We start from the raw sequence: 13,513 nt of genomic DNA on the forward strand, positions 1-13,513 counted from the left end.
GCCCCGGACGGCAYGGCCGCTCCGTCCCCGCGGCGGTCCGCCGCCCCGGGGCCGCCGCGTCGCCGGTTTCGGCCCGATGCGGACCGGGAGGGAAAGGTCGCTCCACGGATTCCCTGCCCCAGGCGGTGTCCGCGGGGTGAGGGCGTGGTCGTTCAGTAGCGGGGGCGGGACATCGCGCAGGTCACGTTCATCCCCAGTCCTCGTTGTCCGGCGCGGGCGAGCCCCAGTCCTCGTTGCCGCTGGAGGCGGAGAAGGCCGAAGCGGACGGTGCGTCAAAGCCGTGTGCAACGGCGTGCGGTGCGGCGAGAAGGGGGATGGCGACGATCAATGCGACAACGATTCGCTTGATGCCGGCGTCTCCCGTGAAGTGCGTCATCATAGCGTCTCCCGTGTACATCACATCTGAAAACAGACGACGTGAACCGCTGTTTCCTGCCGGGTTCGCGCGGTGCGCCAATGACGTTAGGGAGGCGCCGCTTCAAGCCCTTATCGTCCGGACTTCGGCCACGCAGGGAAAGCAATAAGCCCCAGTTCAGACGCTTTCTGGCACATGGGATTCCGATTCTCCGCACGCGGTTACTGCGCGACCGACAACAAAAGGAAAACCGCAACGGCTGACGTCGTCGCATGGTTGGTCGTGGATTCTGGCGCGGCCGCTCGCACGCCGGTCGGATGAACGAGCGGCGGAGGCGGCTCGTCTCCCTGGACCGCGACATCATCACCCTGCTCCAGCAGCGCGCCGCCGTCGCGGAGCAGATGCGCATGCTGGAACGGTCCGGGCAGCGGGAATTCGCCGTGGTCCGGGACAACCACATGCTCGGCCTCTGCGGGGTCGGCGCGTCGTAAGAAGGGGTGCGAGGGTACGCGCACTCAGCCAGCCGCGTCGGCGTGTGAATCGGTCCCGTTCGCAGAACACACAGGCTCCCGGCAGCGCGTGCGCGCTGCCGGGAGCCTTGCCGTTCACCCGCCGGCGAGCCGGCTACGCCACACTCGCCAGCACCGGCGGGACCTCTCCGTCGGGCGTCGGCCAGGAGCCGTGCCGTCCGCCGACGCCGTGCGTCAGAAAGCGCAGGACCGCCAGGACGCGGCGATTGTCCCGGGCGCCGTCGGGAAGGCCGAGCTTGCCGAAGACCGCGGCCACGTGTTTCTCCACCGTCCCCATCGAGACATGCAGTTCCTGCGCGATGGCACTGTTCGTGCGCCCCTGGGCCATGAGCGCCAGCACCTGACGCTCCCGGTTGCTCAGCGCCAGCAGGCCATCGTCGTCACCCGGCTCGTCCACCCGTGCCAGCGCCCCGACGACGCGCGGGTCGACGACCGTGTCACCGCTCGTCAGCCGGCCGAGTGTGATCAGCAGCTCGGAGTCGTGCATCACCTGCTCCTGGTGCACGTACCCCACGCCGACGCCCCCCTCGGCGAAGAGCAGGGCCGCGTGCCGGGCATCGGGAGCCGCCGTGTAACACATGACGGCGGTGCCCGGACGGACGCGGCGCGCGGTGAGGACCGCCCGGACTCCATCGTCGGTGGCGGCGAGCAGCACACAGTCGGGGCGGTGCTCGTGGACGAGGTCGGCCACGCCGTGCCCGGTGGAAAGGGTGGCCAGGACCCTGTGGCCCTGGTCTCGTAGAACATGCGCGAGCCCGGTCCGCAGCACGGCAGAGGACTCGGCGATCACGATACGCATCGGTTCACATCCTCAGCGGGATCGGTACAGCTCGGCGATGTGGAAGGCGAGATCAAGGGACTGGGTACGGTTCGTGGACCTGGAGTCCGGCGATGCGGTCGTGGCCGGCGACGGCGCCGCCTCGGTCCTGGAGCGGCCCTGCGAGGTTCGCCGGCAGGTGGACGCCGTCGTCGCAGCACCGTTCACGAAGAGCGGTGTACAACTGCAGTGGTTCGTGCGGAGGCAGTCCGGTCTCCTCGACGCGCACGGCGACGGAGGGGTGCGCCGGATCCGCGTCCCCCTCGGGGTGAGCCGGGTGCCGGGGTGCGGGCTCTGTGGTCATGGGTTCTCATTCCGTGGATCCGGGAGCGGCTGCGCCCCTCGCCGGAGCGGCAGGCGCCGCGGACAACCTGGTGACAGCACGTTAGGAACCGGCCGTTTCGACCTGTTATCGAAGGCGTTTCACGCCGCCCGGCGAGCCAGGGGCCTCCGCCCGGCGGACATGCGAGAGGGGCGGGAACCAGCGGCTCCCACCCCTCTCGCCTCACCTCGACCCTCAGTCGATCGAATCCTCCAGCAACGCCCGGATGGCCTTCACGTCCGCGGAGATCTCGGCCAGTTCGGTACCCATCCGCTCCTGCCGATCCGCAGCTCCGCGACGGCCGGCCAGGCGTGCCGAGAACCACAACAGCCCCGCGACCACCAGCGTGCTGCAACTGAGCATCACCGAACTGACGATGATCGCGCCGGCTGTGGCGTCCACCGCTCTCACCTCCTCCGCGGACTCACTGAGGACGGTACGGACGCGGGAAGCCGCCGGGAATGTGGGCAATCCCGGAACTTCAGGTGGGGAAAGCCCCAAGTGCCCGGGCCGCACGCTCCTGCAGCGGACGCACGCCGACCCGCTCGAACCGCTCCTGGGCGGCGAGCAGATGCTTGCGCGCCTCCGTGTCTCTGCCCTGTCTGCGGCACACTTCGCCGAGTGCGAGGCTGATCTGTCCCTCCACGACGGGGCTGTCGATCCGGGCGGCGATGTCCAGCGCGTCGTCCAGGGTGGCCGCCGCCTCCTGCCAGGCCCCCGCGGCCATGCGGGTCTCGCCGAGCCCGAGCAGGGCGTACGCGAGGCCCACCATGTCCGACTTCCCTTTGACGATGTGCAGCACCTTCAGGAACGCCTGCTCCGCCTGGTCGAGGCGACCCTGGGCCAGATAGGCCCGCGCCAGCCGGTTCGTGCCCTGGGCGATGCCGCGCTCACCGCCGACCCCGATGGACTGCGAGATCTGCACGGCCTCCAGGCTGAGGCGCACCGCCTCGTCGGTGTTCCCGCGGTCGAGTTCGATCTGCGCCATGTTGTTCATCGCGTGGGCCTCGGAAGAGAGGTCCCGCACCGCGCGGAAGACGTGCCGCGCCTCGTCCAGCTGGTCCATGGCCAGGGTGAGATCGCCGCGCATCCGGGCGATGATGGCCATGTTGCGCAGCGTCAGCGCGCGGCCGTGCTCCTCGCCGATCCGTCGGTGCAGTGCCAGCGCCTCGTCGAAGTACGCCTCGGCCGTATCGAGGCGGCGCAGCCGCAGTTCGACGGCGCCGAGGTCGTGCAGCATGGCGGCCTGGCCACGCAGGTTCCCGGCCTCGCGGCAGGCGGCGAGGGCGCGTTCGCCGCAGAACCGCCAGTCCTCCACGTAGTTGCGGGTCTCGAAGAGCGTCACCATCGACATGCACAGGTCCCAGGCGACCTCGTCCGCACCCTGCCCGGCGGCCTGGTCGATCACCGCCCGCAGCGACAGCCGCTCCGCCTCGAACCACTCCAGCGGCGAGGTGATCAGTTCGTCCAGCAGCTCCGGCTCGGGCGGACGGCGCGGCACACTGCCGTGCAGGACGGTGAAGTCCCCGCCGTACTCACGGCGGTGGGCCGCTTCCGCGATGGTCAGACAGGTCCGGAAGAAGCGGTCGAGCGCGGCCTGGCGCTCGGTCGGCTCCTCCTCGGCGGCGGCACGCTCCCCGGCGAACAGGCGCAGCAAGTCTGGCAGTCGGTAACGCAGCCTGCCTGTGGCGTCCAGACCGGTGCCCTCCAGGAAGTGGGCGTCGACCAGGTTCTCGATGAGTCGCTCGGCGTCCAGCACGTCGGTGTCGAGCAGCGCGGCGGCCGCCCAGGCGCCGAAGTCGGGGACGGTCAGCAGGCCGAGGCGGCGGTAGAGGCGGGCCGCGTCGGCGGGAAGGCAGCGGTAGCTGAGTTCGAAACCGGCGCGGACCTTCGACTCGCCCTGGCTGAGCTCATCAAGGCGGCGCTGCTCGTCGCTGAGCCGGGTGACCAGGTGCCGTACCGTCCAGTGCGGTCTGGAGGCCAGTCGGGCACCAACGATGCGCAGCGCCAGCGGCAGCCGGTCGCAGAGCCCGACGAGGGCCTCGGTGTCGGACGCGGCGACGGTGATGCGCGGCGCTCCGACGATGGTCGACAGTAAATCGACGGACTCCGCGCGCGACAGCGCACCGAGCCTGATCCGGGCCTGCGGCGGCCAGACGTCCAGTTCCTCCTGCTGCTCGCGGCTGGTGATGACGACGCAGCACCGACCGCCGGGCAACAGTGGGAGGACCTGGGAGGGGCGGCGGACGTTGTCCAGGGTGATCAGCACCCGGCGTCCGGCGAGGACGCTGCGGTACAGCGCGGTGCGCGCCTCGACCTCGGCCGGTATCTGCTCGCTGGGCACGCCGAGTGAGCGCAGGAAGCGGCTGAGCACATCGCTGGGGTCCGTCGGCTCGGCGTCGCCGTAGCCTCGCAGATCGGCGAAGAGCCGCCCGTCCGGGAAGAGTCCGGAGACGCGGTGCGCCCAGTGCACGGCGAGTCCCGTCTTGCCGACCCCCGCGACGCCGGTGATCAGCCCGACGGCGGCGGACGTCCCGTCGGCCACCACGTTCACGAGGGAGTCGAGGGCGGCGAGTTCGGCGCTGCGGCCGGTGAAGCCGGGTGAGTCCGGGGGCAGTTCGTAGGGGATGACCTGCACCGCGGGCGGCGAAGCGGCGGGGGCCGGGGCGGTCTGCGCGGCGGGACCGGCCAGCGCGGGATCGTCCTTGAGGATCGCGTCGTGCAGGGACTGCAGGTCCGGGCCGGGTTCCATGCCCAACTCGTCGATGAGGTGCTCGCGGGCGTCGCGGAACGTCTCCATCGCCTCCGCCCGGCGCCCCGACCGGTACTGCGCCAGCATCAGATGCCGCCGCGTCCGCTCCCGCAGCGGATGCTCCCGCACCACCGCGGCCAGCTCGGGCACGATGTCCTGGTGGGCGCCGAGCTCGAGTTGTACGGCGGTCGCGTCGTCGTACGTGTTGAGCCGGACCTCCTCCAGCCGGGCCGCCTCGTCCTCGACCCGGCGGCCCGTCACCCCGGCGAGCACGGGTCCGGTCCACAGCGCGAGCGCACGCGTGTAGGCGTGCGCGGCCTCGGGTAACCGCCGCTCGCGCACCGCCTCCTCGGCCTGGGCGACCAGGTCGGTGAAGTCGGCGAGGTCCAGGTCGGTGCCCTCGGTACGGAGCAGATAGCCCGGGTGGGCGGTGACGATGACCTCGTCCCCGGCGCCCTCGGCCTTGAAGGTCTTGCGCAGCGCGGCGATGCAGATCGCCACCTGGGTGCGGGCGGTGGCCGGCGGCCGGCCGTTCCACACGGCGTCCACCAGGGTGTCGACCGGCACGACCCGTCCCCGACTGAGCAGCAGCAGCGCCAGAATGGTTCGCTGCCGCGCACCCCCGAACGTGATGGCGCGATAACCGACGACCGCGCGCAGTGGTCCCAGTACGCAGAATCGGAGCCGTTCCCCCATCGGACTTCTCCCCGTACCAAAGCTGATGGCAGTGCCTAGCCCGTCGCAGCCTACAGGGTCGGGGCATCCGTTCGAGAAGCGGAAAGACGAGCGGGTACGCGGAAAGCCGAACGTTGAGGACGCATGCCGGGCTTCGTACGGTGAACCGGAACCGCCCCGCCGGACCAACCGCCCGCTCGTCACCCTCGGCACCGCTTGATCGCCCCGGACGCATCACCGGAACGCCGCCCCGGGTGAGGGGGGTTTTCCCCACCGAGGTCTCCGGATGACCCACATTCCGCGTGGAAGTTCCCAGCCCTAGCGTCGCCTTCGGTAAACCTGACGTGGAACTGCGCTCGACTTCGTGGAGAAGGGAAATCCATGTCGCAGAACGCCGCGACGTCATCACCATGGCACCGGGATCCGGTACTGCGACTTCTGGCGGCCGGAAGTCTGCTGAACGGCCTGGCGTTCTTCGCGACCCTGCCGTTCCTCACGCTGTATCTCTCCGACATCTCGAGCCTGTCCGCGGCCACGATCGGATTCGTGGTGGGCAGCGTCGCCCTGATCGAGGCCCTCGGCGGCACCGTGGGTGGCGTACTCACCGACCGCATCGGCGGCGTCCGGGTCATCCAGGCGGGAATGCTGGTCAATTCCGTCGCGTATGCGGCGCTGGCGGTGGTCCGTGAACTGCCCGTCATCATCGCCCTGGTCTGCCTGCTGGGGGTCGGCCGTCTGCTGACCGAGCCCGCGATGAAGAAGCTGATGTCCCTGCGCGCCACCGGCTCCGGGGCCGTGGTCTTCCGCATCCGTTACATCACCTTGTGCATCGGGGCGACGGTGGGTCCGCTGGCCGGCGCGGCGCTTTACCACATCGCCTACTGGATGATCTTCGTAACCCCTGCGGTGATCTTCACGGCCTGTCTCCTCCTGGTCACGGCGCGGGCGCGGCAGCTGCGGGCCGTGGACGCGTCGGGCGGTACCGGCGACCACGGTTCGGGATGGCGAGCCGCGCTCTCGGACACCCTGCTGCTGAGGGTGGTCGGGGCCGGGTTCGTCCTGTTCCTCGTCTTCTCCCAGTTCGAGTCGATCGTGCCGCTCTACATGAAGTCGGTGCAGGGCAGTTCGGCCGTCACGTACTTCTCCACCCTGCTGGCCTGCAACGCCGTCCTGGGCATCGCCATGCAGTGGCCGGCCGAATGGCTCTCCCGCCGGATGTCCCAGCAGCGGCTCGCCCTGCTGGGCTGTGCCGCGTTCGCCGTGTCCGCGGTGCTCTTCCGGGGCCTGGAGGTGAACGTCCTGCTGCTGTACCTGGGGGTGGTGTTCTGGACGATCGGGGAAGCGGTGCTCTACCCGATGCCCGACACCATCATCCACACCATCACGCCGGACTCCCGCAAGGGCGCTTATTTCGGCATCGCCGAAACACGCTATCTGGGCTTCTTCGCCGGGCCCGCCGCCGGCGGCGCACTGCTGGGCACGTCCGCCTCGCTGTACTTCGGGCTGATGGCCGTCACCATTTTCGGCACCTGGATCCTGCTGCGCGAACCGCGCCTGCACGCCGGAGGGCCCAAGGCGCCGGATGCCTCCGGCCCGGCCGGCACGGAGCTGTCGCAGCCCCCGGACACCGCGGTGCTGCCCCAGGCTTCCCTCCCCGCTGAAAGGACATGACGTGAGCGCAATCGTGCTGCCTCTCCGCATTCCTGACACCGTCACTCCGCTCGGGGACTGGCTCCCCGAGGTCAAGGACGATCTCACCCTGGTCACCAGCGGGGACGCGGAGCCCGGCTACCGCCGTCAACTGCCGCACGTACTGGCGACGTCGAGCTACTCGACCGGACCGGAGGTCGAGGACCTGCTCGACGACCTCTGTGGCGCCGGCGGGGTCCGCACCCTGGTGCACGTCACCGAGGACGACATCCTGCGCTGCGCCCGGGTGCGGGACCGCCACGGGCTGCCGGGGCTGCGGTACGAGCAGGCCCTGCCCTGGCGCGACAAGCTGATCATGAAGGGGATCGTCAGCGGGCACGGGGTGCCGACCCCGCGCTACCTGCGGCCGGCCTCGTTCGCCGAGGCCGAGCGGTTCGCCCGGCGGGTGGGCTATCCCGTCGTGGTGAAACCGCGGCTGGGGTACGCGTCGATGGGTGTGGGCCTCGTCGGTGACGCGGACGAGCTGCGCCGGGCGGCCGAGGCCTGGGATCCGGACGACGTGATGCTGGAGTCCTTCACCCAGGGCGACGTGTTGCACATCGACGGATTCATGCACGACGGCGAGGTGCTCTACGTACAGGCGTCCCGGTATCTGAACAACTGCCTGTCGTTCCACGACGCGCTGCCGCTCGGCAGCGTCCAGCTGGACCGGGACGGGGAGGAGCACGCGCGGCTCGCCCGGTTCGCCGAGCGGGTCGTCGCCGCCCTGCCGCCGGTCGACTTCAGCCCGTTCCACCTCGAGGTGTTCCGCAAACCGGGCGCTGGGGACCTCGAGTTCTGCGAGATCGCCTGCCGACTCGGCGGGGCACACATCATGGAGGCCCTCACCTATGCCACCGGTGTGAATCCGGCCCGGCTGTGGATACGCCACCAGATCGGATTGCAGAACGGCCCGGAAACACCGCTCGCCGATACCGGGCGGCGTTACGGCTGGCTGCTCGTCCCGCCGCGCCGAGGCCGGCTGGTGCGAGTCTCCGAGCCTCCTCCCGTGGAATTCATCAAGGACTTCATCGTGAAGACGGCCGTGCCCCGTGACTTCGACGGCGCGCACGGATCCACCGATTCGTATCTCGCGTTCGTCGTCGACGGAGCGAGCGAACACGAGGTCGAATCAAATCTGCGCAAGTGCATTGACATCGCAGCTGAATGCAGCGAATGGGAAGGTGCGGATGTCTGAGTTCCAATTCTCCGGCAGACATGTGGTCGCCGACGTGTACGACATCGCCCCGGAGGCGATCAACGACGCTTCGCTCATCATGCGGAGCCTGGAAGCCGGGATCCGGCGGTCCGGGGCCACGGTGTGCGGGTCCCAGATGAAGCACTTCGAGCCCAGCGGATTCACCGTGCTCTATCTGCTGTCCGAGTCCCATGTCTCCGTCCATACGTATCCCGAAGAGCGGTCCCTTTTCTTCGACGCCTTCACCTGCGGGGAGAAATGCCGACCGGAACTGATCATCGAAGAACTCGTAGCCGCACTCGGTGACTGCGAGCGGCACGTCCAGATCCTGGACCGGGGCGAGGAACCCGGTGTCACCAGGACCGACTTCGGCGTCATTCAACTGGCCGGCTGACCGGCCGAAAGGAAGAGCCATGAAGTTCCTTGCGGACCAGGGGTTCATCAAGTTCGACCGCCAGCTTCCGGTGTACAACTGGCTGTACCCGCTCAAGGGCCAGGAGACCGACAAGGAAACGGTCGGGGACGCGCACGCACGGCTGGACGTCGGCTCCATACGCAGCCGGGCCCTGTACTTTCACATCCCCTTCTGCGAGACCATCTGCACCTTCTGCATGCTCAACCGCGGCATCGGCGCCGAGGGGAGCGAGGTCGTCGAGAAGTACGTCCAGGCGCTCATCAAGGAAATCCGCATGAAGGCGTCCTGGCCGTCCATCACCGCCGTTCCGCCGCGCGTGATCTGGTTCGGCGGAGGCACCCCCTCCATACTCACGGCGGAGCAGATCCGCCGTATCGGGGCCGTCATCCACGAGTGCTTCGACCTCTCCCGGCTCGAGGAGTGGACCATCGAGATGGAGGTCAAGAGCGTCACTCGGGAGAAGTGCGAGGCGTTCCGCGACATCGGCGTGAACAAGGCGCGGCTCGGGCTGCAGACGTTCAACCCGAAGTACCGCCAGCTGTTCAACATCACCGCCACGCTCGAGGACACCTACCGCGTGGTCGACCTGCTCGGCGAGTACTTCGACTACCGCAGCTTCGACATCCTGTACGGGATGCACGGCCAGACGACCGCCGAGTTCGCCGAGGACATCCAGAAGGCGATCGACCTGGGCACCGAGTCCTGCGAGTTCTACCCGATCAACCACCTGGTCACCCAGAACTCCCTGCACACCGGCTACCAGTCGAAGAAGCTCAAGGCGCTGAGCTACGTGGACAAGATGGGCCTCACCGTCTTCGCCAACCACTACCTGCGCAACTCGGGACTCCGTCTCTACAACGGCCACGGCTATGTGCGCCACCCCGACCCCGCAGGGGACACGGACTTCATCAGCCGCCGCTACTCGAACAAGTACCACGAGTACTGCTGGGCCCACTGGGACGACGACCTGATCGGCTTCGGCGCCAGCTCCACCACGCAGTGCCTGGACTGGACGATCATGAACGACGAGAGCCGGACCAGCTACATCAAGAACCTGCTGGACCACGACGACCTCAAGGTGAAGGTCACCCGCGCCGAGCACGTGCCCTACGAGCGCGGTCTCGTCCTGGCGCTGCCGTACCACGGGCACATCGACAAGAACCGCATCCTGTGGGACCGCATCCCCGGCGAGGTCCAGGACCACTTCGGGGAGCTGCTCGGAGCCGGCATGTTCGAGGAGCGGCCGGACAGTTACGCCATCACCGAGCTCGGCTGGACCTGGTACGTGAACATGATGTACTACATGTCGCCGGCGGCCGACCGGAAGATCCTCGACGAGTTCGTCGAGGCCCGGTCGAAGAACGGCGGCATCACCGACGGGGACCGCGCCATGACCCCGATCGGCACGAACCCCCTGCGGGCCGAGGTCGGCACGCCGCTGCCGCTCGCTGTCGCGGCCGGCTGAGGGCGGGGGCCGTGCCATGGTTGCCAAAGCGCTGACCACACGCCCCGCCGACGCCCTGTGGGAGCAGGGCCGTCACTACCTCGCCGGAACCGGCCGGGCCGCCGCCGCGGCCCGGGCCCGGGAACTGGCCGGCTCCTCGATGGCCTGCAACATCGGCTGGCTGACCGGTGTGGCCGCGGACGCGTCCACCGCGGCCACGAACACCGCCGGCTACGCGCGACTCGCCGCACTCCTGGGCGACCTGCCCGCCACCACCTGGCTGGAGGCCGACGCACCGCATCTCGGTGTGGACGTGTCGCCCGAGCTGTGCCTGCGCAACCTGCGGATCGTCGCGGAGTCTCTGCCCTCCGGGCGCTTCATCCAGATCGGCGCGGAGGACGCGTCCCGCACCGACGCCGTACTCGGCACGGTGCTCGCCGCGCACCGGCAGGGCCTGCCGGTGCGGGCGACCGTGCAGGCGAACCTGCACCGCAGCGAAGAGGACGTGGAGCGGCTGATCCACGCCGGCATCCCGGTACGGCTGGTGAAAGGAGGGTTCCGGGAGACCGCCGCGACCGCCCTGCAGGACCCGGCGCACATCGACACGGCGTACCTGCGGTACGCGCGGCGCATCGCCGCCGCCGGAGTGCCGCTCACCCTCGCCACCCACGATGCCCGGATGTGGCGGCAGTCGCTGCCCGCGCTGTCCGGGACACCGGTGGAGATGCTGCTCGGCGTGCTCCCCGGCGAGGCGCGCAGGCTGCGTGCGGCGGGGGTGCCGGTGCGCCTGTACGTGCCCTTCGGCACCGACTGGCAGGGCTATGTCGCCAAGCGGGTCAGCGACGCCGAGGCGGCCGGAGTCTGCGGCCACGCGGCGACGTACGAGGAGCGAGGGGAGTGAGGAACGTGGCCGCACACGTACTCGTGGTCGGGACGGGCGGAGCGGGGGCCGAGCTGCTGCGCACGCTGGGCGCCGCCACGACCCTGATGTGCCGACCGGAGTTCCTGGCCCACGTACGGGGCCTCGCCGCGTACGAGCGGGTGCTGGGCTGCCGCGCGGACGCATCCGACGAGGAATGGATCCAGCTGGCCAAACAGGTCGACAGGATCCGTCCCTTCACGTCGGTCGTGGCGTTCGGGGAGCTGGACCAGGACCGGGCGGCGGCGATCGGGCAGGCGCTCGGACTGACCGCGCACTCCGTGGAGACCCTGCACCGGGTCCAGGACAAGCAGGCCATGCGCCGACGGCTGCGGGAGACCGGGGTGGACCCGACACCGGCCGCGACCGTGTCGGGGCCGGAGCAGATCCGGGACTTCCTGGACCAGCACGGCGGACCTTTGATCGTCAAGCCGGTCCAGGGTGCGGGCAGCGTCGGCGTGACCGTGGTGCGTGACACGGCGAGCCCGGCGGAGATCGCGCGGGCGTACGAGGCGGCGGCGGCCGAGTTCATGGGCGTGCCGCAGGCGGGGGTCGTGGTGGAACGCTTCCACGAGGGGCCGCAGTTCAGCGTCGAGGCGCTGTCGGAGGACGGCGAGCACCACGTGCTCGCCGTGGTGCGGAAGTTCTACGAGCCGGTCGGCTTCGTGGAGCTCGGTCACGTCGTCCCGGCCGGGCTGCCGGAGGCCGACGAGGCCGCCGTGACCGACTTCGTCCGGCGCGCGCTGGACGCGCTCGGCGTCACCCACGGTCCGACCCACACCGAGATCGTGCTCACAGCCGACGGACCACGGATGATCGAGACCCATCTGCGGCCGGCGGGCGACGAGATCCCCGACCTCGTTCACGAGGCCACCGGAGTGGACCTGCTCCGGTACACGGCACGTCAGGCCCTCGGCGAGGAGGTGCTCGGTGAACTGCGCGCCGAAACGGCCGCAAGGACGCCGGACCGGTACGCGGCCATCTGGTTCACCCTGCCGGACGGCGGCGGAGAACTGCTGGAGATCCGTCTCCCGGCCGACGGCACCGTACACGCCCTGCTGGAGCCGGGAGACGACATCGCCTTCCCGGCCAACTCGGACTCACGCGTCGCCGCGGCACGGGCCCGGGCGGCGACGCCCGACGAGGCCGTGCGCACCGCACGCCGCGCGGCCGAAGGCGTACGGGCCGTCGTCGCGGCCCAGCTGGTCACCACCGTGGCCGGCGACCCGCCCGAGGAGGTGGCGTCATGCGACTGACCCTGGAACCCCGCGCGCCGCACGCGGCCCCCGGCCCGCTGCCACGGCTGCGCGAGGCGGTGGTCCTCGTCGACGGCGTGCTGAACGGGGCACCCTTCAAGGAGGCGTGCCGGGAGGCCGGGCTGCCCGTGATCGGTGTCTACACCTTCGACCGGCAGACCCTGGAAGCCATGTCCCCGCAGCACGCGGACGGGGACGCGGTCAGCCTGTACGGCAACGACCCGCACCGCATCACAGCGCGGCTGAAGGAGCTGACGGACACGGTCGCGGCGGTCATCCCGGCCACCGAGCCCGGCGTGTGCTGCGCGGCCGAAGTGGCCGCCCAGTGGGGGCTACCGGCCAACCCGGTCCCCACCGCGGCGGCCTGCCGCGACAAACGGCTGATGCGCGACCTGGCCCGCCGCACCGGCATCCGGGTCCCCGCCCACGAGGTGGTCGGGGAGGCCGCGGACCTGCGCGCCGCGGCCCGCCGTATCGGCTTCCCGCTCATCGTCAAGCCCGCCACCGGTGCGGCCTCCCACAACGTGGTCCTGGTCGACGCCGAGCGGAACCTGGCGGGCGCCCTTGCCGAGGATCGCCGCGACCTGTTCGGCTCAGTGGTCGACGAGTGGCTGGTCGAGGAGTACGTCCAGGGCACCGAGTACGCGGTGAACACCTTCACCGTGGACGGCCGGCACACGGTGGTGGACACCTGGCAGTACCGGCTGCCCGGCACGGACGACTACGACAACCCCTACTGGGACTTCGTCCAGGTGGACCAGGCCACGACGGCCAGGGCCGAGGTGGAGCGCTTCGCTCTCGACGTGCTGGACGCCTTCGGCATCCGTATCGGGCCCTGCCACGTGGAGATCAAGCTGGACGCGTCGGGCCCGGTGCTGATCGAGATCGGGGCCCGGCTGCCCGGCGCGGGCATCCCGCTGCAGTGGCAGCGGCACAGCGACTGGCGCCCCTACCACGACACGCTCGCCTGCTATCTGGGCCGCCGGCCGATGCTGGCCGACCGGCGGCCCCGGTTCGACGCCACCGTCGGCATGTGCTTCATCCGCAATGACGGCCCGCCCGGCGTGCTCCGCTGCCTCGAAGGCATCGACCAGGTCGCCGGGTACGCGGGCGTGGAGGAGATCCTCACCCCGTTCCGCCC

At 70.1% G+C, this 13,513-nt stretch carries 13 protein-coding genes; 8 read left to right on the forward strand and 5 right to left on the reverse strand.

The window, feature by feature from the left end:
* Positions 1-187 precede the first annotated feature (187 nt).
* Positions 188-379: a hypothetical protein gene (locus CA983_RS30370; protein WP_143645588.1), complete on the reverse strand. Its 192-nt coding sequence runs from the start codon at positions 377-379 to the stop codon at positions 188-190.
* Between the two features lie 293 nt (positions 380-672).
* On the opposite strand from CA983_RS30370, the gene CA983_RS45370 reads away from it, so the two are divergent.
* Positions 673-846: a chorismate mutase gene (locus CA983_RS45370; RefSeq protein ID WP_158101907.1), complete on the forward strand. Its 174-nt coding sequence runs from the start codon at positions 673-675 to the stop codon at positions 844-846.
* A 133-nt stretch (positions 847-979) separates the two neighbouring features.
* Here CA983_RS45370 and CA983_RS30375 read toward each other — a convergent pair whose 3' ends face one another.
* From CA983_RS30375 to CA983_RS30390, 4 genes are all read right to left on the reverse strand, one after another.
* The gene (locus tag CA983_RS30375; protein ID WP_086604020.1) at positions 980-1,684 is read right to left on the reverse strand and encodes a response regulator transcription factor; all 705 of its coding nucleotides are present in this window, start codon (positions 1,682-1,684) and stop codon (positions 980-982) included.
* 52 nt (positions 1,685-1,736) lie between these two features.
* Positions 1,737-2,006 carry a hypothetical protein gene (locus CA983_RS30380; RefSeq protein WP_086604021.1) on the reverse strand — a complete coding sequence of 90 codons (270 nt, stop codon included), beginning with the start codon at positions 2,004-2,006 and terminating at the stop codon, positions 1,737-1,739.
* Positions 2,007-2,219: 213 nt separating this feature from the next.
* Positions 2,220-2,426, reverse strand: a complete 207-nt coding sequence (locus tag CA983_RS30385) for a hypothetical protein (protein ID WP_086604022.1) — start codon at positions 2,424-2,426, stop codon at positions 2,220-2,222.
* 79 nt (positions 2,427-2,505) lie between these two features.
* A complete protein-coding gene (locus CA983_RS30390) occupies positions 2,506-5,472 on the reverse strand; it encodes an AfsR/SARP family transcriptional regulator (protein WP_086604023.1) in 2,967 nt (988 codons plus the stop codon).
* Positions 5,473-5,832: 360 nt separating this feature from the next.
* Here CA983_RS30390 and CA983_RS30395 point away from each other — a divergent pair, with 360 nt between their 5' ends.
* The 7 genes from CA983_RS30395 to CA983_RS30425 all read left to right on the forward strand — a co-directional run.
* Positions 5,833-7,122, forward strand: coding sequence for an MFS transporter (locus tag CA983_RS30395; protein WP_086604024.1), 1,290 nt, complete (start codon positions 5,833-5,835; stop codon positions 7,120-7,122).
* 1 nt (position 7,123) lies between these two features.
* The gene (locus CA983_RS45930; protein WP_158101908.1) at positions 7,124-8,338 is read left to right on the forward strand and encodes an ATP-grasp domain-containing protein; all 1,215 of its coding nucleotides are present in this window, start codon (positions 7,124-7,126) and stop codon (positions 8,336-8,338) included.
* Complete coding sequence (gene speD, locus CA983_RS30405; RefSeq protein WP_086604025.1) at positions 8,331-8,732, forward strand: adenosylmethionine decarboxylase; 402 nt, start codon at positions 8,331-8,333, stop codon at positions 8,730-8,732. The genes CA983_RS45930 and speD overlap by 8 nt, the downstream gene beginning before the upstream one ends.
* Before the next feature lie 19 nt (positions 8,733-8,751).
* Positions 8,752-10,218 (forward strand): radical SAM protein, encoded by a 1,467-nt coding sequence (locus CA983_RS30410; RefSeq protein WP_086604026.1) that lies wholly within the window; start codon positions 8,752-8,754, stop codon positions 10,216-10,218.
* A gap of 16 nt (positions 10,219-10,234) precedes the next feature.
* A complete protein-coding gene (locus CA983_RS30415) occupies positions 10,235-11,098 on the forward strand; it encodes a proline dehydrogenase family protein (protein ID WP_086604027.1) in 864 nt (287 codons plus the stop codon).
* A 5-nt stretch (positions 11,099-11,103) separates the two neighbouring features.
* A complete protein-coding gene (locus tag CA983_RS30420; RefSeq protein WP_086604030.1) occupies positions 11,104-12,372 on the forward strand; it encodes an ATP-grasp domain-containing protein in 1,269 nt (422 codons plus the stop codon).
* Positions 12,363-13,513 (forward strand): ATP-grasp domain-containing protein (locus CA983_RS30425; protein ID WP_086604028.1); only part of this gene is annotated, 1,151 nt, incomplete at its 3' end. The genes CA983_RS30420 and CA983_RS30425, both read left to right, overlap by 10 nt.

It is taken from the genome of Streptomyces swartbergensis (assembly GCF_002148965.1).
Taxonomy (GTDB): domain Bacteria; phylum Actinomycetota; class Actinomycetes; order Streptomycetales; family Streptomycetaceae; genus Streptomyces; species Streptomyces swartbergensis.

What these genes read in the sequence shown, in the direction of transcription:
- CA983_RS45370 (WP_158101907.1), top strand. Translation starts at nt 673, where the DNA reads ATGAACGAGCGGCGGAGGCGGCTCGTCTCCCTGGACCGCGACATCATC.
- CA983_RS30375 (WP_086604020.1), bottom strand. Translation starts at nt 1,684, where the DNA reads ATGCGTATCGTGATCGCCGAGTCCTCTGCCGTGCTGCGGACCGGGCTC.
- CA983_RS30410 (WP_086604026.1), top strand. Translation starts at nt 8,752, where the DNA reads ATGAAGTTCCTTGCGGACCAGGGGTTCATCAAGTTCGACCGCCAGCTT.
- CA983_RS30380 (WP_086604021.1), bottom strand. Translation starts at nt 2,006, where the DNA reads ATGACCACAGAGCCCGCACCCCGGCACCCGGCTCACCCCGAGGGGGAC.
- CA983_RS30370 (WP_143645588.1), bottom strand. Translation starts at nt 379, where the DNA reads ATGATGACGCACTTCACGGGAGACGCCGGCATCAAGCGAATCGTTGTC.
- CA983_RS30390 (WP_086604023.1), bottom strand. Translation starts at nt 5,472, where the DNA reads ATGGGGGAACGGCTCCGATTCTGCGTACTGGGACCACTGCGCGCGGTC.
- CA983_RS30415 (WP_086604027.1), top strand. Translation starts at nt 10,235, where the DNA reads ATGGTTGCCAAAGCGCTGACCACACGCCCCGCCGACGCCCTGTGGGAG.
- speD (WP_086604025.1), top strand. Translation starts at nt 8,331, where the DNA reads ATGTCTGAGTTCCAATTCTCCGGCAGACATGTGGTCGCCGACGTGTAC.
- CA983_RS30395 (WP_086604024.1), top strand. Translation starts at nt 5,833, where the DNA reads ATGTCGCAGAACGCCGCGACGTCATCACCATGGCACCGGGATCCGGTA.